Annotated in this window: 19 protein-coding genes, 1 tRNA gene and 1 other annotated feature; of the genes, 16 read left to right on the top strand and 4 right to left on the bottom strand. The window is 39.4% G+C overall.

Going from position 1 to position 22,461, the window contains the following annotated elements:
* Window positions 1-70: 70 nt before the first annotated feature.
* The 8 genes from rlmE to PALI_RS10140 all read left to right on the top strand — a co-directional run bounded on the left by rlmE (window position 71) and on the right by PALI_RS10140 (window position 8,142).
* Complete coding sequence (gene rlmE / locus PALI_RS10175; protein WP_193155755.1) at window positions 71-700, top strand: 23S rRNA (uridine(2552)-2'-O)-methyltransferase RlmE; 630 nt, start codon at window positions 71-73, stop codon at window positions 698-700.
* A gap of 66 nt (window positions 701-766) precedes the next feature.
* Entirely contained in the window at window positions 767-2,710 is a 1,944-nt protein-coding gene (gene ftsH / locus PALI_RS10170) for an ATP-dependent zinc metalloprotease FtsH (protein WP_226894537.1), read from the top strand.
* 78 nt (window positions 2,711-2,788) lie between these two features.
* Complete coding sequence (gene folP / locus PALI_RS10165) at window positions 2,789-3,634, top strand: dihydropteroate synthase (RefSeq protein ID WP_193155753.1); 846 nt, start codon at window positions 2,789-2,791, stop codon at window positions 3,632-3,634.
* Complete coding sequence (glmM, locus tag PALI_RS10160) at window positions 3,634-4,983, top strand: phosphoglucosamine mutase (RefSeq protein WP_193155752.1); 1,350 nt, start codon at window positions 3,634-3,636, stop codon at window positions 4,981-4,983. Before folP ends, glmM begins: the two co-directional genes overlap by 1 nt.
* A gap of 72 nt (window positions 4,984-5,055) precedes the next feature.
* Complete coding sequence (tpiA, locus tag PALI_RS10155; RefSeq protein ID WP_193155751.1) at window positions 5,056-5,805, top strand: triose-phosphate isomerase; 750 nt, start codon at window positions 5,056-5,058, stop codon at window positions 5,803-5,805.
* 1 nt (window position 5,806) lies between these two features.
* The gene (gene secG / locus PALI_RS10150; RefSeq protein WP_193155750.1) at window positions 5,807-6,160 is read left to right on the top strand and encodes a preprotein translocase subunit SecG; all 354 of its coding nucleotides are present in this window, start codon (window positions 5,807-5,809) and stop codon (window positions 6,158-6,160) included.
* 71 nt (window positions 6,161-6,231) lie between these two features.
* Window positions 6,232-6,316, top strand: a tRNA-Leu gene (locus tag PALI_RS10145).
* 200 nt (window positions 6,317-6,516) lie between these two features.
* Window positions 6,517-8,142, top strand: a complete 1,626-nt coding sequence (locus PALI_RS10140) for a methyl-accepting chemotaxis protein (protein WP_077538610.1) — start codon at window positions 6,517-6,519, stop codon at window positions 8,140-8,142.
* Between the two features lie 786 nt (window positions 8,143-8,928).
* Here PALI_RS10140 and PALI_RS10135 read toward each other — a convergent pair.
* The gene (locus tag PALI_RS10135; protein WP_193155749.1) at window positions 8,929-10,479 is read right to left on the bottom strand and encodes a methyl-accepting chemotaxis protein; all 1,551 of its coding nucleotides are present in this window, start codon (window positions 10,477-10,479) and stop codon (window positions 8,929-8,931) included.
* A 630-nt stretch (window positions 10,480-11,109) separates the two neighbouring features.
* Here PALI_RS10135 and gshA point away from each other — a divergent pair.
* Window positions 11,110-12,687 (top strand): glutamate--cysteine ligase, encoded by a 1,578-nt coding sequence (gshA, locus tag PALI_RS10130; RefSeq protein WP_193155748.1) that lies wholly within the window; start codon window positions 11,110-11,112, stop codon window positions 12,685-12,687.
* A 137-nt stretch (window positions 12,688-12,824) separates the two neighbouring features.
* Window positions 12,825-13,433, top strand: a complete 609-nt coding sequence (locus PALI_RS10125; protein ID WP_193155747.1) for a transglycosylase SLT domain-containing protein — start codon at window positions 12,825-12,827, stop codon at window positions 13,431-13,433.
* Window positions 13,434-13,478: 45 nt separating this feature from the next.
* Here the strand turns inward: PALI_RS10125 and PALI_RS10120 are convergent, their stop codons facing one another.
* Both PALI_RS10120 and PALI_RS10115 read right to left on the bottom strand, forming a co-directional pair.
* A complete protein-coding gene (locus PALI_RS10120) occupies window positions 13,479-14,747 on the bottom strand; it encodes an HlyC/CorC family transporter (RefSeq protein WP_138585703.1) in 1,269 nt (422 codons plus the stop codon).
* 61 nt (window positions 14,748-14,808) lie between these two features.
* Window positions 14,809-15,615, bottom strand: a complete 807-nt coding sequence (locus PALI_RS10115; RefSeq protein WP_077538607.1) for a cytochrome C assembly family protein — start codon at window positions 15,613-15,615, stop codon at window positions 14,809-14,811.
* Between the two features lie 250 nt (window positions 15,616-15,865).
* Here PALI_RS10115 and ffh point away from each other — a divergent pair, with 250 nt between their 5' ends.
* The 6 genes from ffh to tyrA all read left to right on the top strand — a co-directional run bounded on the left by ffh (window position 15,866) and on the right by tyrA (window position 20,844).
* Window positions 15,866-17,245: a signal recognition particle protein gene (ffh, locus tag PALI_RS10110; RefSeq protein ID WP_077538606.1), complete on the top strand. Its 1,380-nt coding sequence runs from the start codon at window positions 15,866-15,868 to the stop codon at window positions 17,243-17,245.
* A gap of 260 nt (window positions 17,246-17,505) precedes the next feature.
* Complete coding sequence (rpsP, locus tag PALI_RS10105) at window positions 17,506-17,754, top strand: 30S ribosomal protein S16 (protein ID WP_011327633.1); 249 nt, start codon at window positions 17,506-17,508, stop codon at window positions 17,752-17,754.
* A 17-nt stretch (window positions 17,755-17,771) separates the two neighbouring features.
* Entirely contained in the window at window positions 17,772-18,308 is a 537-nt protein-coding gene (gene rimM / locus PALI_RS10100) for a ribosome maturation factor RimM (protein WP_007378357.1), read from the top strand.
* Window positions 18,308-19,075 carry a tRNA (guanosine(37)-N1)-methyltransferase TrmD gene (trmD, locus tag PALI_RS10095; RefSeq protein WP_193155746.1) on the top strand — a complete coding sequence of 256 codons (768 nt, stop codon included), beginning with the start codon at window positions 18,308-18,310 and terminating at the stop codon, window positions 19,073-19,075. Before rimM ends, trmD begins: the two co-directional genes overlap by 1 nt.
* A 33-nt stretch (window positions 19,076-19,108) precedes the next feature.
* The gene (rplS, locus tag PALI_RS10090; protein ID WP_007378355.1) at window positions 19,109-19,468 is read left to right on the top strand and encodes a 50S ribosomal protein L19; all 360 of its coding nucleotides are present in this window, start codon (window positions 19,109-19,111) and stop codon (window positions 19,466-19,468) included.
* A 242-nt stretch (window positions 19,469-19,710) separates the two neighbouring features.
* Entirely contained in the window at window positions 19,711-20,844 is a 1,134-nt protein-coding gene (gene tyrA, locus PALI_RS10085) for a bifunctional chorismate mutase/prephenate dehydrogenase (protein WP_193155745.1), read from the top strand.
* A 175-nt stretch (window positions 20,845-21,019) separates the two neighbouring features.
* Here the strand turns inward: tyrA and PALI_RS10080 are convergent, their stop codons facing one another.
* Window positions 21,020-22,177 carry a chorismate mutase gene (locus PALI_RS10080; RefSeq protein WP_193155744.1) on the bottom strand — a complete coding sequence of 386 codons (1,158 nt, stop codon included), beginning with the start codon at window positions 22,175-22,177 and terminating at the stop codon, window positions 21,020-21,022.
* Between the two features lie 45 nt (window positions 22,178-22,222).
* Window positions 22,223-22,338: a sequence feature (Phe leader region), on the bottom strand.
* Window positions 22,339-22,461: the final 123 nt, after the last annotated feature.

The following is a 22,461-nucleotide window of genomic DNA, read 5'->3' as shown; positions in this document are numbered from 1 at the left end:
GAATATGGCTTGAATTAAGGGTATTCTACCGCCATCTAAAGAATATTACTAATTAGTTGCGTGTTAATTTATGACAAATAAAAAACAGTCAGCCAGTTCACAGCGATGGCTGAAAGAACATTTTGATGATAAATATGTTCAAGAAGCGCAAAAAAAAGGCTGGCGTTCTAGAGCCGTTTTTAAATTAGATGAAGTCCAAAATAGAGATAAAATACTGCGTCCAGGTATGACCGTAGTTGATTTAGGTGCGGCTCCTGGTAGTTGGTCTCAATATCTAGCTGAAAAAGTGGGTGATAAAGGTCAGGTAATAGCGTGTGATATTTTACCAATGGACTCTCTTGCCGGTGTTGACTTTTTACAAGGTGATTTTCGTGAGGAGGCGGTATTAAATGCGTTATTAAAACGCATTGATGGTAAAAATGTTGATGTGGTATTCTCTGACATGGCACCAAATATGAGTGGTAATAATTCAGTTGATCAAGCTGGTAGTATGTATTTGGTAGAGCTTGCACTAGACATGTGTAATCAAGTACTAAAGAAAAATGGCGCATTTATTGTAAAAGTATTCCAAGGTGAAGGCTTTGATCAATACTTACAAGACGTACGTAATAGTTTTAAAGTAGTGAAAATACGTAAACCTGATGCCTCGCGTGCCCGTTCTCGGGAAGTATATATAGTAGCGACTGGATACAAACTGTAGTACAGTTGCTTGGCGTTTAGTTGAATTTAAATTAATTGGATACAAGAGGTTAACCCCTTGAGCGATATGGCGAAAAATTTAATACTATGGCTGGTCATTGCAGTTGTGCTGATGTCAGTCTTTCAGAGCTTTAATGGCGGCGATCAAGTAGATCGTCAAACAAGCTACAGTCAATTTGTTAAAGATGCCCGAAATGGCTCTATACAAGAAGTGGCAATTGAAAGTACCAGTGGCACAATCACTGGCACTAAATCCAGTGGCGAGCGTTTTCAAACGATTATGCCAATTTACGATAAAGACATTTTAAATGACTTACTTAAAGGCGATGTCATTGTGAAGGGTGTTAAACCTGAAGAACAATCGTTTTTAGCAAGTATATTTATTTCTTGGTTCCCGATGATACTGCTTATTGGTGTATGGATATTCTTCATGCGTCAAATGCAAGGCGGTGGTGGTAAAGGGGCTATGTCGTTTGGTAAGAGCAAAGCGCGCTTAATGAGCGAAGACCAAATTAAAACAACCTTTGCTGATGTTGCAGGTTGTGATGAAGCAAAAGAAGATGTTACCGAACTGGTAGACTTTTTACGTGACCCATCAAAATTCCAAAAGCTAGGCGGTAGTATTCCTAAGGGCGTACTAATGGTCGGCCCACCTGGTACTGGTAAAACACTCCTTGCAAAAGCGGTTGCCGGTGAGGCGAAAGTCCCATTTTTCACAATTTCTGGTTCAGACTTTGTTGAAATGTTCGTAGGTGTTGGTGCATCACGTGTGCGCGACATGTTTGAGCAAGCTAAAAAAGCAGCGCCTTGTATTATCTTTATCGATGAGATTGACGCTGTTGGTCGTAAACGTGGTGCTGGTATGGGCGGCGGTAACGACGAACGTGAGCAAACACTTAACCAAATGCTTGTAGAAATGGATGGTTTTGGTGGTAACGAAGGTATCATCGTTATCGCAGCAACTAACCGACCAGATGTATTAGACCCTGCATTACTTCGTCCAGGTCGTTTTGACCGTCAAGTTGAAGTAGGTTTACCTGATATTCGTGGTCGTGAGCAAATACTTAAAGTACACATGCGTAAAGTGCCATTAGGCGATAACGTAGAAGCGGCTCTTATAGCACGTGGTACGCCAGGTTTCTCAGGTGCTGATTTAGCAAACTTAGTAAATGAAGCTGCGCTTTACGCAGCACGTGGTAATAAGCGTGTTGTGAGTATGGCTGAGTTTGATGCTGCTAAAGATAAAATCATGATGGGTGCTGAGCGCAAGACCATGGTGATGAGCGAGCAAGAGAAAGAGATGACAGCTTACCACGAAGCAGGCCATGCAATTGTTGGCCGTATGGTGCCAGAGCATGATCCTGTTTATAAAGTATCTATTATTCCACGTGGCCGAGCGCTCGGTGTAACAATGTATCTACCAGAACAAGATCGCGTTAGCCATTCAAAAGAGCTTTTAGAATCGATGATTTCTAGCCTCTATGGTGGTCGTATTGCTGAAGCACTTATTTATGGTGCTGATAAAGTAACAACGGGTGCAAGTAACGATATTGAGCGAGCTACAGACATAGCGCGTAAAATGGTTACGCATTGGGGTTTAAGTGAAAAACTAGGCCCGTTACTTTACGCTGAAGATCAAAACGAAATGTACATGGGCGGTGGCAGTAGCCGTTCATCAAGCATGTCGGATGATACAGCAAAAGTAATAGATGCAGAAGTTCGATTACTATCTGATCGTAACTATCAACGAGCAGAAGAAATATTAAAAGAAAACATTGATATTCTTCACTCAATGAAAGATGCGCTGATGAAATATGAAACTATTGATGCTAAGCAAATTGATGATTTAATGGCGCGTCAGGAAGTTCGTGAACCTCGTGATGCACACGATCGCCACGAAGCAAAACCTGCAAAAGTAGAAGAACCTCAAGAGCCTGTTAGTGATGAAAGTCAAAAATTGGATGATTCATCAAAAAAAGATGAAACAAACCTTGATGATAAAGCTGAATAATCGTTAAAATAGTTAATGAAAGCCCCGAACTTCGGGGCTTTTTTGTATCAGCGATTTAGAAAAAAATAAAGGTTGGCAATGACTAGCACATTAACTCTTCCAAGAGGGCGTACACTCAATCTTGAAAAAACCGTTATTATGGGGATATTGAATGTAACGCCGGATTCGTTTTCTGATGGTGGGCAATTTTTAAAGCCTGCTGAAGTGTTAAAGCGTGCGATGCAATTATTAGATGATGGAGCGCAAATTTTAGATATAGGGGGAGAATCTACTCGCCCAGGTGCCCCCGATGTAACGCTTGAAGAGGAACTTGCCCGAGTAATTCCAGTCATAAGAGTAATTCGTGAGCAAAGTGACTGTATTATCTCAATAGATACAAGTAAAGCGCAAGTAATGGAGCAAGCAATATTAGCAGGAGCAGATATTGTTAATGATGTTCGCGCACTACAAGAACACCGAGCGTTAGAGGTCGTTTCTCAGTTTGAAGATGTAGCTATTTGCTTAATGCATATGCAAGGACAACCTCGTAGTATGCAATCAGCCCCTCATTACGATGATTTATTTGCCGATATCAACACATTTTTTACTCGGCGTATTAAAGCCTGTGAAACAGCGGGAATTAAGTTAGAACAACTTATTCTAGATCCTGGTTTTGGGTTTGGTAAAACGCTTGCTCATAACTATGAAATATTAGCTAAGTTTGATGATTTTAATAAATTTGATTTGCCATTGTTGGCAGGGTTATCACGTAAATCGATGATAGGTAATTTGTTAAATAGAGACATAAACGAGCGATTAGCAGGCAGCCTAGCAGGCGCGTTAATTGCAGCGCAAAATGGTGCAAAAATTATTCGTGTACATGACGTAAAAGAAACTGCAGACGTACTCAATGTATATCAAGCCTGCACACAAGGAATTTTATAATGAAAGAAAGAAAATATTTTGGCACAGATGGTGTGCGCGGATTGGTAGGCACTTCACCAATTAACCCTGAATTTGCGATGAAATTAGGTTGGGCTGCAGGACGAGTGTTATCTCAAAGCGGTACTAAAAAAGTAATCATAGGTAAAGATACACGTATTTCAGGGTATATGCTTGAAACAGCACTTGAGGCTGGCTTAATTGCTGCCGGTATTGATGTTATATTACTTGGCCCTATGCCGACGCCTGCTGTTGCATATTTAGCACAGACGTTTCGCGCTGAAGCAGGGATTGTAATTAGTGCTTCACATAATCCATATTATGATAATGGTATTAAGTTCTTTAATGGGCAAGGCCTAAAGCTCGATGATGCTGTTGAGCTTCAAATTGAAGCTATGTTAGATGAGCCAATGACGTGTGTTGCTTCAGACAAGCTAGGTAAAGCGAGTCGTTTGCCTAGCGCTGATGGCCGTTACATTGAGTTTTGTAAAAGCCAGTTTCCACAAGGGTTGTCGCTAGAAGGTTTAAAAGTAGTTGTTGATTGTGCTAATGGTGCCACCTATCACATTGCACCCTCAGTTATGCGTGAATTAGGCGCAGAAGTAATAACCCACGCATGTGAACCCAATGGTGTAAATATCAATCATGAGTGTGGCGCTACACATGTAGATACCTTAAAACGCAAAGTGCTTGAGTTAAAGGCTGATGTTGGTATTGCTTATGATGGAGATGGCGACCGTGTGATGATGGTTGATCACAATGGTCGTGTATTTGATGGCGATGATTTAGTTTATATCATTGCTTGTCAGGCTGCTCAAGATGATAACCTAGGTGGTGGTGTTGTTGGTACTGTAATGTCTAACATGGGTTTAGAAAATGCCTTAAAAGCTAAAGGAATCGAGTTTGAACGCAGTAAAGTGGGTGACCGATATGTAATGGAGCTGCTACAGCAAAAAGGCTGGAAAATTGGTGGAGAGAGCTCTGGTCACGTTCTAAATCTTGATTTAATAAGCACGGGTGATGGTATCATTTCAAGTTTACAGGTATTAGCTGCAATGGTTGCACAAAATCGTACATTACAAGATTTGGGGGCAGGCTTTACAAAATACCCAATGAAAATGATTAATGTGCGTTATACGCCAGGAACAGATCCAACCAAATCATCTGAAGTGCTGGCAGCTGTTGCTGAAGTAGAGCAAACATTAGGTGAAAAAGGGCGTGTATTACTTCGTAAATCAGGAACCGAGCCAGTTGTTCGCGTTATGGTTGAAGCAGAACAAGAAAAGATTGTAATCGATAGTGCGCAAAAAATCGCAGCTGTTGTTGAATCTATGAGCAAACACACTGATTGATAACAATAACCGCTTGTATCTTTGGGCGATAAAAGTTAATATCTCGCCCGTTTTCTAATGTGGAGTGGAAAAATGGCAATACGCAAAGCGATGGTCGCAGGCAATTGGAAAATGAATGGTTCTTTAGAACTAGTTAAGCAAATGTCTGACGCTATTAACAATGTTAAATCTAAAAAGATAGACGTTGTATTATTTCCTCCGTTCCCATTAGTTTCAGCGCTTATTGCAAGTGGTGTATCTACTGGAACTCAGACTATTTCTGAGTATAAACCTGGTGCTTTTACAGGTGAAGTTGATGCACAACTAGTTAAAGACTTAGGGGCAGAGTATGTGCTAGTGGGGCACTCTGAACGAAGAAGTATTTACAATGAAAGCAATAGTACTGTGGCTGAAAAGTTTTCACGTGCTCAACAAGTCGGTTTGACTCCTATTTTATGTGTAGGGGAAAGTGAATCTGAGCAAGAGAATGGTAAAACAGAACTTGTAGTTGCTGCACAAATAGATGCTGTAATTGAGAAATTAGGTGTAGCAGCATTAAAAGATTCTGTGATAGCATACGAGCCCGTTTGGGCCATTGGCACAGGTAAAACGGCATCGCCAGAACAGGCGCAAAACGTTCATAAATTTATCCGTGATAAAATTGCTGCACTAGATAGTGATTTAGCACAAGGGCTTACCATTTTGTATGGTGGTAGCGTAAATGAAAAAAATAGCGAATTATTATTTGCACAAACAGATATAGACGGTGGCCTTATTGGCGGTGCTAGTTTAAAAGCAGATTCATTTTCTGCGATCTGTGAAAGTGCGAAAGGAACCCTATAAGATGTACGAAATTTTATTAGTAGTTTATTTAGTAGTTGCTTTAGCTCTAGTTGGTATGGTTTTAATCCAACAAGGTAAAGGCGCAGATATGGGTTCATCATTTGGTGCTGGCGCTTCTGGGACTGTTTTTGGTTCATCAGGTGCAGGTAACTTTATGACAAAAACAACAACAAGTTTAGCCACTGTGTTTTTTGTTTTGAGTATTGTTTTAGGCAACCTTACAGCAAGTCAGATCAAAAAAACCGATGAGTGGGAAATTTTACAAAAAGCACCGTCAGCTGAAACAGTAATTCCTGTTGAAGAAGATGTGCCAGTGACAATTACTCAAGATAAAAATTCAGATGTACCTAATTAATAATTAATTGTTAAACGATTTATATTCCTCAAATAAATCATTAAATTTAACAGTTACGTAAAAGTTGAAATGCGGATGTGGTGGAATTGGTAGACACGCCACCTTGAGGGGGTGGTGCTTTCGGGCGTGGGGGTTCAAGTCCCCCCATCCGCACCAAATTAATAAGCCAGTAACAGCAATGTTACTGGTTTTTTTTTACTGAAATTTGAATTAGAGCGTTTTTTGAACATTTAGCTGTTGCTAATTACACTTAATTTCAAAAAAAGCATAAAAAAACTAGAAATATTAAAAATATAGTTAACACTTATAGGTATTGAGCCGATAATAGATCTAGACAATAAAATAGGGTAAACAGTATGGCTTCAGGCTTCTCTTTTCAAAATTTAAGTATTACTAAAAAAATACATGCGATAACGAGCATAGCTGTTATTGCATTTCTAATGATCGTTTTGATCAATTACTTTGCGATGAATGATAACAGAGTGTCGCTTGATGAAATGGAGAAGTCATCTTACAAAGTCGTAAAACTAACCTCATCAAATGTAACCCTTTTAGAAAAACTTGATGAGTTATACACCCAAGCAGTAACATTTGGTGAGCAAGAGCTTGTTATAAAAGCAAATGATACTTATAAAATGCTTGAATCAAACATAGAGTTGATAGAACAGATAAATCCTTCTTTCGTTAATAGCACAACAAAAAAAGAACTCGTTAATTACGAAAGAATATCTTCTAGCATTGCAAACGGAATGGTTAATGGCGGAGCTGATTTTAGTAAAATACAGCAGCAAGCTAAATTAAAAACAACTCTATATAGCTCAGTGTTAGAAAGTTTTAAAGGTGCACAGCAAAAAGCGGATGACAGATTTTTTGAATTGGTAGGGAATACCCGCTCTCGCTCAGATGATGCCCTCACTTTGATGCTTGTTGTTGCAGTTGTATCTCTAACGTTGCTTTTGTTTATGGCTATTTGGATTGCCAAAGGGATCGGTTCATCAGCGAGTGATGCCGCAAATAACTTAAGCTTACTTGCAAGCGGTAAGGGTTCTTTAAGTACGCAGTTAGCAGTAAACTCAGAAGATGAAATCGGGCAAGTGTCAATTAACTTTAATGCGTTTATAGCCTTACTTAAAGATACTGTACTTGAAGTAATTGCGGTATGTGAGCCGTTAATGGAAAACTCAACACGGTTAATGCAAGGCATGGAGCAAGCCGAAAAAGCTACAACAAAGCAAACCACTGACGCAGAAATTGTCAAGCAGTCAATGGAAGAAATGAAGCAGAGTGTTGGCGATATATCTCAATCAGCAGGTAATGCTTCACATGCGGTTCAAACTGCAGAAAAAGAAGTAGAACAAAGCCGCTCTCAAGTACAAATGTCTGTAACCGCTTCTCGCACTCTTAGCGATGAAATAAATCAAGCAGCTACAACAATCAATAAACTTGCAGATGATACAAAAAATGTGTCACAAATTTTGAACGTAATTACTTCAATTGCTGATCAAACTAACTTATTAGCGCTTAATGCTGCAATTGAAGCTGCACGTGCTGGTGAACATGGTCGTGGTTTTGCCGTTGTTGCTGATGAAGTTCGTGAGCTTGCTTCTCGTACAGCGCATTCTACTAATGAAATTCGTGAACTATTAGGCGCACTAACTAAAGCAGCTAATGAGTCTGTTACAGCAATGACTTCGGCTCGTGATATGGCAACTGACAACGCGACCGCTGCTGAGAAAACAGGTATCTCAATTGAAAAAATAGCAGAGCAGATGCTAGAAATTAATGGTATGAACTCACAGATTGCAGCTGCGACTGAAGAACAGACCTCTGTTGCCGCTATGGTTGTTGAGAATGTATCTAATATGCATGTGTCATTTGAAGACACCATGGATTCATTGCTAGCAGTACGTGATGTAGCTAAAAACCTACATTACTTATCGGATAATCTGCTAGATGCGACGGCTAAGTTTAGAATTGAGTAAGTTATAGCTTTAATGGCTATCAAAAGTTGTTAATAAAAGATGGGCTAATTTATAGCCCATTTTTTTTAACTAATTTTCGTGGTATCTAAATACAAGCCTTTTGTATTGATCCACTTATACCAATCTGCTTATATATGGGGTCTATTTAACGTTAAGAAAATTACGCTAGAACTAGGCAAAAATTTTTGTATCTAGTTGTTCTAAATAAAAAATTTTTAAAGACGTTATAGTGCAATTTAATTCGTTAAATTGATCAAAGATTTATGCAGATTGGTATTAATTAAGTGAGTTATTTTGAGGTAAGAAAATCTTGTTGATAACAAGGAAGAAACCTCGTTATTTAGTTGCTCTCGGTAATTACTCTTGCATTGCTCTACCTCTTACGTCATGCAGTTGTATATCAGAAGTTTTTAACACCACTTGCGTCAGATTAAATCTTTTTAATTAAGTATTACCAGCGAATAGGCATTATTAGCCTGACTGGAGGAATTAAATTTATCGGGCTTTAATTACGGTAGCTATGTAATTTATGTCCGATATAACTCAATATTACTTCTTTCCTTTATAGATAACAAAGAGCTAGGCTAAGTAAAAATTGAGCAACAAAGAGTTAATTGTCCCTAGAAAAAATCCAAAGGACAGCGCATGTTTGGCTTTTATTCCACGTTATCGCCTATTTATAGGGAATAACCACGTAAGGTATTTCTTTTATAAAAAAAGGCCCGTATAGGGCCCAGTTCAAAAGAAAACAATGCGTAGAACTTAGAGGCAGTTTAAAGTTAATTGTTATTTGGCAGTAAAAGTAAGTAAAAGATCATTTACCTTACGTGAGCCCTCAACTAGCTCAGCGGCTCCTTTTGCAACATTAAAGCTCAAGTTTAAGTTATCGTCACCAAGCTCTTTAATCTGTGTTACGTTGCCACCAATGTCACTACTAACAACTTGTTGTTCTTCTGCAGCAGCAGATATTTGAGTCGCTAGTTGAGATATTTCGCTTATTTGCAAAAATATACCATCAAGCTCTACTTGAGTTTGATCTGTTGTGCTAACGCAACTATCGGCTTGTGTTTTAGTATCTTGCATTATTTTAGACCAGCTAAATAATGTGTCTTGGATTTCTTTTATTGAGCTATGAATCTGAGCTGTTGCATTTTGAGTACGAGATGAAAGTGCACGCACTTCATCAGCCACAACGGCAAAGCCACGTCCATGTTCACCAGCACGAGCGGCTTCGATAGCGGCATTAAGCGCAAGCAAGTTGGTTTGTTCGGCAATACCCTCAATCTCACTCATTACTTGGCCGATCTTATCCGCTTCAGAAGCTAAACTATTTGCTGTTGTAGCTGCTTGTTCTACTTGTGTCGCTAAGTCAGATACCATCGAGCTATTGCCAGCAATATGTTGTTTTATATCAGAACAACTTTGATGCGTAAGATTTACTTTATCAGCTGTATGGTGAGTATTATTAGATATTTCACCAATAGTTGAACTCATTTGTAGCATTGCCGAGGCTATTTGTTCTAAGCGCTGTCCTTGTGAGGCGATACCTTTTTCCGTTAGTGTTGATTGTTCATCTAGGTGTATCGCTATATTATTGAAATTCAGCGTTGAATCTCTCATTCTGCCAAGTACAGTTCGTAATTTTGCGCTAAGCATTTGCTCTCTATAATCACTCACACTATGTGGATTACTTCCACTAAAAATGTAGCGAGAGACCGAATCGAAATTTGCTTTTTGTGTGTTTAATATCTTGGGGGTGGCAATTAATTCATCATAATTTAGCGCTATAACTAAAACACACACAAGTGAATTAATTAACGCAGCACTCCAAGAGGCCAATAAAGCAACAGAAACTAACCAAGCGATTAAGCCAATAAGTGTAATACCTTGTCTAAGATTTGTTTGCTCGCGAAGGTTGAACAGTGATTTACCCGCGTTTATTTTATTGTAAAGGTGCTGGGCGCGTTGTTTAAGTTGTTCACTTGCTTTACTTCTTACTGATTGATAGCCGATCAATTGCCCGTGCTCAAAAATTGGCGTCACAAAGGCATCTACCCAGTAGTAGCGTCCATCTTTGCAGCGATTTTTTACCATGCCTCGCCAAGAGTGACCTTGCTTTAGTATTGTCCACATTTCTTTAAATGCCGCCTTCGGCATATCTGGATGACGTACAATATTATGGTTTTTACCCATTAGCTCTTCTGGACTATATCCTGCGATAGCACAAAACTCTTGATTAGCGTATGTAATTACACCTCTGAGATCCGTTGTGGAAACGAGCTCTTGTGATTCATCAAAGTGAACCTCTTCATTTATTAAGCTTTTATTATTGCGCATTGTATTTACTGTCATCCTTTAATGTTGTCGCTATTATATTGCTTACTGGGTACAAAGCAAAAAATCGAACCAATCTATACCTGCTTACAATTTATATCTTACACTTTTATGATCTACATCAAGTCTTTTTAAATTAAATTATAATTATTGAAAGTGCTTTGAATTATTTTTATCTAAATTCTGGTCTATTAAGCGGCTAACTTAATACTAAGGTTAACCTACATCCGTTTAGGCAACAAAGAGTTAATCGCCTCTAGGGGAAACCCAATGGGTAGCGTATGTTTGGCATTTATTCTAATCGCCTATTTATGGGGGATAACCACACTGCATAGCCTCTGCCTTGCCTAAATACCAAACTGTTAGCTGAAGAATTAATTACGAAAAGTCAGCACGGCCTAATATGTTTTACTAGAAATTGGTTAATTGCCCGTGCAAAGCAATTGTATAATGTTAAGAGCAGTGGCAGTATTACGATTTATTGCATGGTGTAATTCATATCACGCGTACCTTCAAAACAGGGCAAACGATCATTGGTAAAAAATTGTATCGTTCTTAGCAATTTAATCTTGAGTAATAAGTGACTAGCCCCCATAACCCTATGATTAAGCCACGTGGCCCGAGGAAATATTTTTGACAACACATGATTTAACAAATGCGCTTAATGCGTTATCAGCTGAAAAGCACCACAACGCAGTTAAAGGCATTAAACGTGGCATTGAACGAGAGTCGCTAAGAATACAAAGTAATGGCGTGATATCTCCTAAAGGGCACCCTAAAGGTGTGGGTAGTGCGTTAACTAACGGTCATATTACAACTGACTTTTCTGAGTCATTACTTGAGTTTATCACCCCTGTTAGTGATTCGTCGTCGCAAACTCTTAAGCAATTAAAAGATTTACAAAAGTTTACGCTAGAAAAAATGGGTGATGAACTGCTTTGGCCTATTAGTATGCCATGCTTTATCGAGCATCAAGATGATATTGTTTTAGCTCAATTTGGCAGTTCCAATACAGGTAAAATGAAAACACTCTATCGTGAAGGGTTAAAAAATCGCTACGGTAGTATGATGCAAGCCATCGCGGGTGTGCATTTTAATATTTCTTTTCCAGATACCTTGTGGCACTCGCTTCATTCGCTAGAACAAAGCAATGCAAGCATGCAAGATTTTATTTCTGATGGTTATTTAGCACTTATCCGAAACTTTAAGCGCGAACTATGGTTAATTAGTTATCTATTTGGTGCATCACCGGCTTTATGCAGCTCATTTTTACAAGGGCGAAAAACAGAGTTACCCTTCAAAAAACTGGGCAAAGGCACACTTTATTTAGAGGTGGGCACTGCGCTGCGTTTAGGTAACCTAGGGTATACAAATAGCGCACAATCATCTTTACGTGTTATGTATAATTCGCTTGATGAGTATGTAGCAGGGCTTAAGAAAGCAATTAATACGCCATCAGACATTTACAGTAATCTTGATGATTATACGAGTACAGCACCTAAGCAACTAAATAAAAATATACTGCAAATCGAAAATGAATTTTATTCACCTATACGCCCTAAACGCAATGCTAAAAATGGTGAAACGCCAACAGATGCATTACTTAGAGCGGGTATTGAGTATATTGAAATTCGCGCACTAGATGTAAACCCATTTAGCGAAGTGGGTATTGATATAGAGCAGATTCACTTTCTAGATGTTTTTTTGACGTATTGCTTATTAAAAAATTCACCACAAATGGATTGGAAAGAACAAGCGTGTAGCACTGAAAACCTCGATACGGTTGTAAATCAGGGTCGCGAAGAAGGGCTCATGCTTAACTTTAATAATGAATCACGTAGTCTTCAATCATGGGGAGATGAGATATTTTCTCAATTAAGTGAAGTAGCTGTGTGGATGGATAATGCTTACGGTGTTGATTATTACTCAAGTACAGTAAAGCGGATGGCTACATGGATCCATAACCCAGCATTGACCTATTCGGGGCGTTATGTGGCAGAACTAAAAGAGTCTGGTTTAGATAATGGACATTTTGCTTTAGCGTTGGCTAATAAGTATAGGAAAAACCATGCTGAGGCCCAGTACAGTGAGTTTTTAAAGCCTTGGTTGGAGCAACAAGTTGTAGAGTCTAATGAGGCTCAGGCAGCGATTGAAGGGGCTGATACGCAATCGTTTACTGAATTTTTGGATGCGTATTTTAAAGGGAAATAATTGGCTGTTAGTTAAAATAAAAAAACGCAGCCCTTAAGTGGCTGCGTAAATATTCTTCAGGGATGAAACAATGCTGTACTGCTGCATTATAAAATCAGACCTACACATTTTATAAAAGTTCAGTGAGATCTTAAAATATGAAAAAAAACACAATTATTTTATCTCTAGTGCTGACTATAGCTGGCTGTGCAACAGCTCCTCCAAAGCAACCTAATGATATTTGTAAAATTTTTGAAGAAAAGTCAGATTGGTATTACGACGCAAAAGACGCTCAAGAAAAGTGGGGCTCTCCAAAGCACGTACTCATGAGTATGATGTATCAAGAAAGCTCGTTTAAACACGACGCAGCCCCACCGATGGAATATTTTTTATGGATAATCCCAACGGGTCGTGCCAGTGATGCTTATGGTTATTCACAGGCCAAAACGCCTACGTGGTCTGATTATATTAGAGAGACGGGTAACAGTGGCGCAGATCGGGACGACTTCGATGATGCAATTGATTTTATGGCATGGTTTGTTTATAAAACTCACAAAGTGAATGGTATTTCTAAATGGGATGCTTACGCACAATACCTTAATTATCATGAAGGGTGGGGCGGCTACAAACGTGGTACTTACAAGAAAAAAAAGTGGCTAATGGGCGTAGCTAATAAGGTAAAAAACAGAGCAAGCCGTTATGGTGCGCAATTAAAGCGATGTGAAGATGAACTTGATAAAGGTTGGTTGGAACGGCTATTTACGTAATAGAAAAACAGTTTAAATAAGGAGCCAAATGGCTCCTTTTTTGTTTTAACGGGTTCGCTTACTAGGCTGTATTTTTACCTGTTTAATCATGTTCTCTTTTACTTCGAGCACTTCAACAGGGTAACCAGCAATACGTAAACTAATGTTGGCATCAGGAATGTCTTCTAAATACTCAACAATTAAGCCGCTAAGTGTTTTAGGGCCATCGAGCGGAAATTCCCAACCCATTTCTTTGTTTAAATCGCGAACGTTAGCACCACCATCAACAATAAAAGAACCATCTGTTTGAGTGGTAACTTCTTCACTTGGTGTGCGTGTTTGCGTTGTTGTAAAGTCACCAACTACTTCTTCAAGAATATCTTCGAGTGTAACTAAACCTTGAATGTCACCGTATTCGTCAACCACCAAACCAATACGTTCTTTAGATTGTTGGAATTTTAAAAGTTGCGTATTGAGCGAAGTACCTTCAGGTATAAAGTAAATTTCACGAACCGCACGCAATAGTGATGGTTTATCAAATTGCTCTTTTGTAAGTAGTCTAAGCGCATCACGCGAATGAATAAACCCAACAGCATCGTCAATATTATCTCGATAAAGTAATACGCGTGTATGTTGAGAGTGCGTAAGCTGGCGGCTAATTAGTTTCCAGTCGTCATTTATATCTATCGCCACAATTTCGTTGCGTGGGATCATAATATCTTCAACGGTAACTTGTTCTAAATCTAAAATTGAAGTTAGCATGCTTTGGTGACGGGCGGGTAATAGAGCACCGGATTCGTTTACCACTGTTTTTAATTCTTCTTTACTCATGCTGTGTTCGTCAATTTGAGCGGCACTAATACCAAATAACCGCAGTATTCCATTAGTCATCCAGTTAATAACAACAACAAAAGGGAATAGAATTTTAAGTAACCCTTTGAGTATTATTGAACTTGGAAAAGCAACTTTTTCAGGATATAAAGCGGCAAGTGTCTTAGGAGTCACCTCGGCAAATATCAGCACAACAAGTGTGAGTGCACCTGTAGCAATAGCGATACCTAAATCACCATATAAACGTATACCAATAATAGTGGCAACTTGCGCCGCTGCTATATTGACTAGGTTATTGCCGATTAAAATTAAACCAATTAATCTATCTGGACGGCTGAGTAATTTACTGACTCGCTTAGCTGCACGATGATCTTGTTTAGCAAGATGTCGCAGGCGTATACGATTGATTGACATGATCCCAGTTTCTGAACCGGAAAAATAAGCAGAAAAAAGTACCAATAAACCTAAAATGATAAATAGGGTACTTGTCGATATGTCGTCCAACGATGGATCCTTTTCTTATAAATCAATGCGTATTAAGCTAGAGTGAGCTTGCAGAGTCAAGTTAAAACTTATTAAGTACCACTTCTTGTATGAAACGGCTGCCAAAATAAGCAAGTGTGAGGATAAATGCAGCGACCATGATGGTAATAACAACGGGTTTTCCTCTCCATCCTTTTTTCATATGACCTAATGCAACGACAGCAAATATTACCCAAGCGAGCAAAGATAGTATCGTTTTGTGGATAAATTCTTTTGCAAACATCCCATCCAGAAAAACAAAGCCAGATATTAATGCAAAAGTAAGTAGTACAGTACCTAAGTTAAGCAGTTGGTATAGTTGGCGCTCAACAACCATAAGAGGTGGTAAATGACTATGCACTATGGCTAAATCTTTACGTTTTAAACGCTTATCAATAAAGTAAAACTGAACCCCGTATAAAGTAGCAATAATTAAAATACAATATGCCAGTAAAGATAAAGAAATATGAGTGACTAAGCCAATTTCAACTTGCAAGCTTTGCAAAAGCAAGTGGTGAGGGATAAATAAGCTTGCAATGCTTAATAATGCGGCAAAACCATATACAACAGGGAGTAACAAGGTTGCAGGAAACTTTAACGATACGGCCGTGACGGATACAACGATAACCCAGCAGGTTAGTAAAGCCACATTAACGATACTTAAATCTTGGCCGTCGGCACGAAAAACAGAGTTTACCAACAATAGCATATGCGCCAATATAGCAACCGTACTCAGTACTATGGTGACTTTTTGGCTCGGGCCTTGTTGGTGAAATAGTCGTGAAAGCACGTGAGACGTTGCTAGCACATAAAATAAACTGGCAATAATAGTTAAACTAATAATCAGCATAATGCTTGGGCCACTTAATTTGAGTCAAAAAATTCTTGTTGTTATGTAGCCATTGTATTTTATAGCAAAGCAAATGCATAGACCTTAAAAAAAGAAACTCAACTACTAGCACTTGAACACTGTATTGTCCGCCACCATTTACGGTATACTGTTTTTAATTCAAATTTAATAATATCAATATTGTTAATTGAACGACCAGACTAAGCGGTCGTGTGATTAGATTGATATAACGTCTTATCGGAACCGATACATGTTTGAGAACCTCCAAGAACGATTAGGTAAAACCTTAAAAAATATCAGTGGTCGAGGCCGCCTAACAGAAGACAACATTAAAGACACTCTTCGTGAAGTGCGTATGGCTTTTTTAGAAGCCGATGTGGCGTTGCCTGTTGTTCGTGATTTTGTAAAACAAGTAAAAGAACGCGCCGTTGGTGTGGAAGTTACTAAAAGTTTAAGCCCAGGCCAAGTATTCGTAAAAATCGTACGCGAAGAACTTGAAAAAGCAATGGGTGAAGCCAATGAAGAGCTGAGTTTAAATGCACAACCGCCAGCGGTTGTAATGATGGCAGGTCTTCAAGGTGCAGGTAAAACCACGAGTGTTGCAAAACTAGCTAAGTTTTTAAAAGAGCGTAAGAAAAAATCGGTGCTTGTAGTCAGTGCCGACGTATACCGCCCAGCGGCAATCAAGCAGTTGGAAACACTTGCTGCTGAAGTTGATGTTGATTTTTTCCCAAGTGATATCTCGCAAAAGCCGGTAGATATTGCAACAGCTGCTATCTCTCATGCAAAAAAGAAATTTATCGATGTAGTACTTGTTGATACCGCTGGTCGTTTACATGTCGATAGTGACATGATGGATGAGATTAAAGATCTTCATAAAGCAATCAACCCAATTGAAACATTATTTGTTGTTGATGCAATGACAGGCCAAGATGCCGCCAATACAGCAAAAGCATTTGACGAAGCATTACCACTTACCGGTGTTATATTAACAAAGACCGACGGTGATGCGCGTGGTGGTGCCGCTTTATCTATTCGCCATATCACGGGTAAACCGATTAAATTTATGGGTGTGGGTGAGCGTACTGATGCATTAGAACCTTTTCATCCGGACCGTATAGCGTCGCGTATTTTAGGTATGGGTGATGTACTTTCATTAATCGAAGAAGTCGAGATGAAAGTCGATAAAGAGCAGGCTGCCAAAGTTGCGGAAAAAGTATTTAAAGGTGCAGGTTTTACGCTTGACGATTTTGCCGATCAACTTAAACAAATGAAAAGCATGGGCGGCATGATGTCAATGCTTGATAAACTGCCTGGTATGTCTAATTTACCCGATGCAGTTAAAGGGCAAATGGGTGATAAAACGTTCATTCAAATGGAAGCAATTATTAGCTCTATGACGAAAAAAGAACGTGCTCGTCCTGAAATCATTAAAGGTTCGCGTAAAAAACGTATCGCAGCGGGCTCTGGTACACAAGTGCAAGAGATCAATAAGTTGCTCAAGCAGTTTACGCAAATGCAAAAAATGATGAAAAAGATGAAAGGTAAAGGCGGCATGATGAAAATGATGCGCGGTATGAAAGGCATGTTACCTCCAGGAATGATGGGAGGCGGTGGGCCTAAATTTTAAAATTAGCTCAGCGCTATTTTTAAAATAAAAATCATATTCAATAAAAAGGGAGCAAATTGCTCCTTTTTTATTGAATAAATTATGCGTATTGTACATAGTTAATCCTATTTCCTCGTTCAGATCACAATTTAACCTACTAAACTGTCTTTTTGGTTCACTTCTTACTTGCGTTATTGCCAAAAACTCGTACAATTCCCCAGCTCCCCATTCTGGGGAGTAAATCTTATTAATGAAAACAGTCAATCTTTATAGAGGACGGTATGGTAACTATTCGTTTGCAACGTGGTGGCGCTAAAAAACGCCCTTTCTATCAAATTGTGGTTGCGGATAGCCGTTTCTCGCGTGACGGTCGCTTCATCGAGAAAGTAGGCTTTTTTAACCCAATTGCTGCAGGTCAAGAAGAAAAAATTCGTTTAGATTTACCACGTGTTGAACACTGGGTAGGTCAGGGCGCATCTCTTTCAGATCGCGTAGCTAAGTTAGTAAAAGACGCTCGTAAAGCGGCTTAATAGGCGTAAGTGTAACCATGAGTCAAGAGAACACCTCATCAATAATTGTCGTAGGAAAGCTCGGTGCCCCATATGGTATAAAGGGCTGGCTTAAGGTACATTCATTTACTGATGATCCCATAGGGATCTTCGATTTCAGCCCGTGGTTGATAGGGCAGCAAGGTAAATGGCAGTCCTTAGAAGTGGTCGACTGGCGTCGCCACAACAAAGGCTTTATCGCTAAATTTGCGCAGGTAAACGACCGAGACGAAGCTATGGCTTATACCCATGCCGAAATCTCAATGGATTCAGCGCAATTACCAGAACTCCCGCAAGGTGAGTTTTATTGGCGAGATCTCATTGGCATGTCCGTTGTAACTGATAAAGGTTATGACTTAGGCATTGTTGATGACCTAATGGAGACAGGATCAAATGACGTACTAGTTGTGAAAGCAAACAGTAAAGACGCATTTGGTCAAGCTGAGCGTTTAATTCCTTTTTTAACTGATTCAGTTATTAAAGACGTTAAATACGATGCAAGAGAAATTACCGTAGACTGGGATCCTGGGTTTTAATGACGCAAACTAGTTCATTATGGGTAGGGGTGATAAGCCTTTTTCCAGACATGTTTGATGCAATTACCCAGCAAGGGGTTACCGGTCGCGCAGTAAAAAGTGGTTTAATTGATTTTAACTGTTGGAATCCACGGGATTACGCTTTAGATAAGCATAGAACAGTGGATGATCGCCCTTACGGGGGCGGACCTGGTATGTTAATGATGGTTGAACCATTAAAAAAAGCCATTCTTGACGCTAAAAAAGCGGCAGGTGATGGTGCTAAAGTAATTTATATGTCCCCACAAGGGCGCAAACTTGATCAGCAAGGAGCAAGCGAACTCGCAAGTTCTAAAAAACTGATTTTGATTGCCGGTCGCTATGAAGGTATAGATGAGAGAATAATAGAATCATATGTTGACGAAGAATGGTCAATTGGTGATTTTATTTTGAGTGGTGGTGAACTACCTGCCATGACATTAATTGACGCAGTAGCGCGATTAGTGCCAGGCGTGTTAGGTCATAACCAGTCAGCAGAACAAGATTCGTTTTCGGATGGCTTGTTAGATTGTCCACACTATACACGACCAGAAACATTGGACGACAAACAGGTTCCTGCTGTATTACTCAGTGGCAACCACCAAAAGATAGCAAAATGGCGGCTTATGCAGTCATTAGGCAGAACTTGGTTACGACGTCCTGACTTGTTGCATAACCTAGCTCTGACTGAGGAGCAAGCGGTATTACTCGCGAAATTTCAGCAAGAGTACCAAAAAGCTTGTGGCTAGAAGACAGTTACACCTAGGAAAGTGAGAAACATAATGGCAAAAGTAAACCAAAATATTATTAAAGCGCTTGAAGATGAGCAGCTTAAAACAGACGTACCTACATTCGGCCCTGGTGATACAGTGGTTGTACAGGTAAAAGTAAAAGAAGGTGCTAAAGAGCGTCTACAGGCCTTTGAAGGTGTTGTAATCGCTAAGCGTAATCGTGGTCTTCACTCAGCATTTACTGTTCGTAAGATTTCGAACGGTGAAGGTGTTGAGCGTGTATTCCAAACGCACAGCCCTCTTATTGATAGCGTAACAGTTAAGCGTCGCGGTGCAGTTCGCCGTGCTAAGCTTTACTATCTACGTGAGCGTTCTGGTAAATCTGCACGTATTAGAGAAAAACTTAACTAATACGCGCTGTTTATCAACGCAAAAAAACGGGTTGCATCCTTCGGGTTGCAACCCGTTTTGGTTTTTGTGATATTATTTTCTTAACTCTTAACTCTTAACTCTTCATCTAGCTTTCATTACCCGTAAAATTTTGGGATTAATCTTTTCTCAGTTCATCGATCCTGTTAGTATTTATCGTATTGATTAGTTTACTTTTATGTAAATTTATATTTACGTTATTTGTTTTTTAAGGTGGTATGAACGTGGCTGACATAAATGATTTAGCACAGCTAAGAGCAGGTATAGATGAATGCGATGCACAGCTGGTTGCTTTACTCGCTAAACGCAACGGTATTACGCAAAAAATTGGTGAGATAAAACAACAAACGGGTGCGCCTTTACATGCACCTGTTCGTGAAGCAGAGCTATTAGCGGCAAGACGACAAGAAGCAATAAATAAAAATGTAAGCCCAGATCTCGTTGAAGATATACTAAGACGCATGATGCGAGAAGCCTATCAAAACCAACAAGCAAAACTTGCATGTGCAGCGCCAGAACTTTCGCCCATTGTGATCGTGGGTGGTCAAGGTGCTATGGGGCAGTTATTTGCACAGCAGTTTATTCGCTCAGGTTACGACGTTAAAATTTTAGATAAAGATCAGCAAAGCGATGCGAAAAATATTTTAAAAGGCGCTAAGTTGGTAATGATGAGTGTGCCTATTAATGCATTAGACTCCGTAGTTGCCAAATTACCTAAACTTGATGATGATTGTTTACTTGTTGATATAACATCAGTGAAGCAATCGCCGATCAAAGCACTGAAAGCTGCACACAGTGGCCCTGTGGTTGGTTTACACCCTATGTTCGGACCAGACATATCCCATTGGGTAAAACAAACAATAGTTGTGTGTGAAGGTCGAAATCATCAAGCTGCTAAAGGTTTATTAGCGCAGTTACAAGTATGGGGTTGCCAACTTGTTGAACTTGATGCGAAAAAGCACGATGAAGCAATGCAAATTATTCAAGTAATGCGCCATTTAACCACCTTTGTATATGGGCAATTTCTAGCTAAGCAAAGCCATACGTTAGAAGAGTTACGAAGCTGCTCTTCACCAATTTATCAGCTTGAATTAATGATGGTGGGACGTTTATTTGCTCAATCACCAGAGCTTTATTCGGATATCATGTTGGCTCAATTTGACGATGTAGAAAGTTTGCTTGCGCAGTATCAAGATACATTTTCTAGTACATTAGCAAAATTAAAAGCGGGAGATAAAAGCGCGTTAATAGCTTCCTTTGCTGATGCAAAGGCGTATTTTTCTGATTCAACGCAGCACTTTTTAACGCAGAGTAGAAGTTTATTAAATAAAGCGAATGATGCAAAGGTACTCGATTAACGTTCAGGGCGTGTTGAACTTTGGTGGTTTGATTTTCAGCAGACTGTTTGCTATTTAAGCAAGAGAGACCCTGTGATGTATGTTCCCCATAAATAGGCGATAACGCAGCATAAATGCTAAACATGCGCAGCTCTTTGGGGCCTTTGTCGGCCCCGTAGTTTCAAGTTAAACTCAATTAACTATTTACGCTCACTGCCTGTAACGTTTCACTTTGGTAGCAGCCCAGAATACGCACGTACTGAGTATGCTCTTTAAGTTCTTCTAGTGCTGTTTTTACTTGATTGTCTGCAAGGTTCGCCTCTAGGTCAACATAAAAAACTTCTTCCCATGGGTTGCCCGGAGTAGGGCGAGATTCTAGTTTTACCAGATTAATTTTGTGCTGTTTAAAAATCATTAATGCGTCAGCAAGCGATCCTGCTTGTTGTTTTGTCGACATTATTAAGCTGGTCTTGGTTGGAATTTGATTGGATACCTGAAGAGGCTTACGCGCAACAACAATAAAGCGGCTATGGTTTTCGCTTTGGTTTGCTAGGTTTGATTTAATAACCTCAAGCCCTACGTTTTTCCCCGCTTGTGCAGAGCCTATTGCGGCGCTATTAGGTGTGCTTAAAGCTGACTGTAATGCGCTTGATGTTGAATCACAGGTTTCGTGTTGTAAGTCACCTAGCCCTTGTAAGAATCGACTACACTGAGCAAATGGTTGCGGATGTGCAAATATTTTAGTTAGCTGGCTGAGTTCACTGCCGGGGTTTGCGAGTAAGCAATGCTCTACGCTGTGGGTAACTTCGCCAACAATAGATACTTGCGCATGTTGTAGTAAATCAAACACCTCATTAATACTACCAGAGCTTGTATTTTCGATAGGGAGTAAGCCAAAATCAGCTTGGCCGTTTTCTACTTTAGCCGTTATTTCATCAAATGATGTACAGCCTATTTCAATAAGTTTACCTGGACGGCGACTAAAGTATTTATGACAGGCTAATTGGCTGTATGATCCTTGGCCGCCCAAATAAGTAACACGATGAGTTTCGCTTAATGCATCAGGGTTTAAGTTTTTTTGCAGCATCGCTTGCTGATGTAATACAGAATCTTCTAAGATGGTTTGAAAAACATTATTCACATAATAAGCATCTAAACCAAGTGACTTTCCGTAGCCAATTAGCTTTTCAAGCAATGCTAGCTCACGTGCTTCATCACGAATAGGCTTGTTATTAGCTATTTTATACTCTACAACTCCATGGCTAATACGGCGGCGTTTTGCTAATAACACGAGTAGATCAGAATCAATTTCGTTTATGTCGTGTCTTAATGTATTTAATACATCATTAGTCATTTTGGTTTCCTCATTCCAAAAAAATCCGCCGAATTATACGGCAGAAACAAAAAAGCCTCCCAGTTGGGAGGCTTTACTATTCGATTGATTTTATCTCACAAACAGGGAAGCCTCTTCTATATAAAGAAGCTAAAAAACGAAAAAAAGGTGTGAGCGTAAATAATATTCATCATGTTAATGTATGGAGTGTTGTCTTTAATGTCAATAAGGAACCTGAACTTTGGATAATAAATCTATCTCAAGCAGCTACTTTCAGTGCTAACTGCGTTGAATTTACTTGCAAT

Source organism: Pseudoalteromonas aliena SW19 (genome assembly GCF_014905615.1).
In the GTDB taxonomy this organism is placed as follows: Bacteria; Pseudomonadota; Gammaproteobacteria; order Enterobacterales; family Alteromonadaceae; genus Pseudoalteromonas; species Pseudoalteromonas aliena.
The sequence above is the reverse complement of the archived record's forward strand: the minus strand, read 5'-3'. Positions and strand labels throughout refer to the sequence as shown.

Bases quoted from the DNA above. Each gene is read 5' to 3' on its own strand.
- PALI_RS10140 (WP_077538610.1), top strand. From the start codon at position 6,517: ATGGCTTCAGGCTTCTCTTTTCAAAATTTAAGTATTACTAAAAAAATA.
- rlmE (WP_193155755.1), top strand. From the start codon at position 71: ATGACAAATAAAAAACAGTCAGCCAGTTCACAGCGATGGCTGAAAGAA.
- PALI_RS10080 (WP_193155744.1), bottom strand. From the start codon at position 22,177: ATGACTAATGATGTATTAAATACATTAAGACACGACATAAACGAAATT.
- ffh (WP_077538606.1), top strand. From the start codon at position 15,866: ATGTTTGAGAACCTCCAAGAACGATTAGGTAAAACCTTAAAAAATATC.
- secG (WP_193155750.1), top strand. From the start codon at position 5,807: ATGTACGAAATTTTATTAGTAGTTTATTTAGTAGTTGCTTTAGCTCTA.
- rpsP (WP_011327633.1), top strand. From the start codon at position 17,506: ATGGTAACTATTCGTTTGCAACGTGGTGGCGCTAAAAAACGCCCTTTC.
- rplS (WP_007378355.1), top strand. From the start codon at position 19,109: ATGGCAAAAGTAAACCAAAATATTATTAAAGCGCTTGAAGATGAGCAG.
- tpiA (WP_193155751.1), top strand. From the start codon at position 5,056: ATGGCAATACGCAAAGCGATGGTCGCAGGCAATTGGAAAATGAATGGT.
- trmD (WP_193155746.1), top strand. From the start codon at position 18,308: ATGACGCAAACTAGTTCATTATGGGTAGGGGTGATAAGCCTTTTTCCA.
- rimM (WP_007378357.1), top strand. From the start codon at position 17,772: ATGAGTCAAGAGAACACCTCATCAATAATTGTCGTAGGAAAGCTCGGT.
- ftsH (WP_226894537.1), top strand. From the start codon at position 767: ATGGCGAAAAATTTAATACTATGGCTGGTCATTGCAGTTGTGCTGATG.
- glmM (WP_193155752.1), top strand. From the start codon at position 3,634: ATGAAAGAAAGAAAATATTTTGGCACAGATGGTGTGCGCGGATTGGTA.
- PALI_RS10135 (WP_193155749.1), bottom strand. From the start codon at position 10,479: ATGCGCAATAATAAAAGCTTAATAAATGAAGAGGTTCACTTTGATGAA.
- PALI_RS10115 (WP_077538607.1), bottom strand. From the start codon at position 15,615: ATGCTGATTATTAGTTTAACTATTATTGCCAGTTTATTTTATGTGCTA.
- folP (WP_193155753.1), top strand. From the start codon at position 2,789: ATGACTAGCACATTAACTCTTCCAAGAGGGCGTACACTCAATCTTGAA.
- PALI_RS10125 (WP_193155747.1), top strand. From the start codon at position 12,825: ATGAAAAAAAACACAATTATTTTATCTCTAGTGCTGACTATAGCTGGC.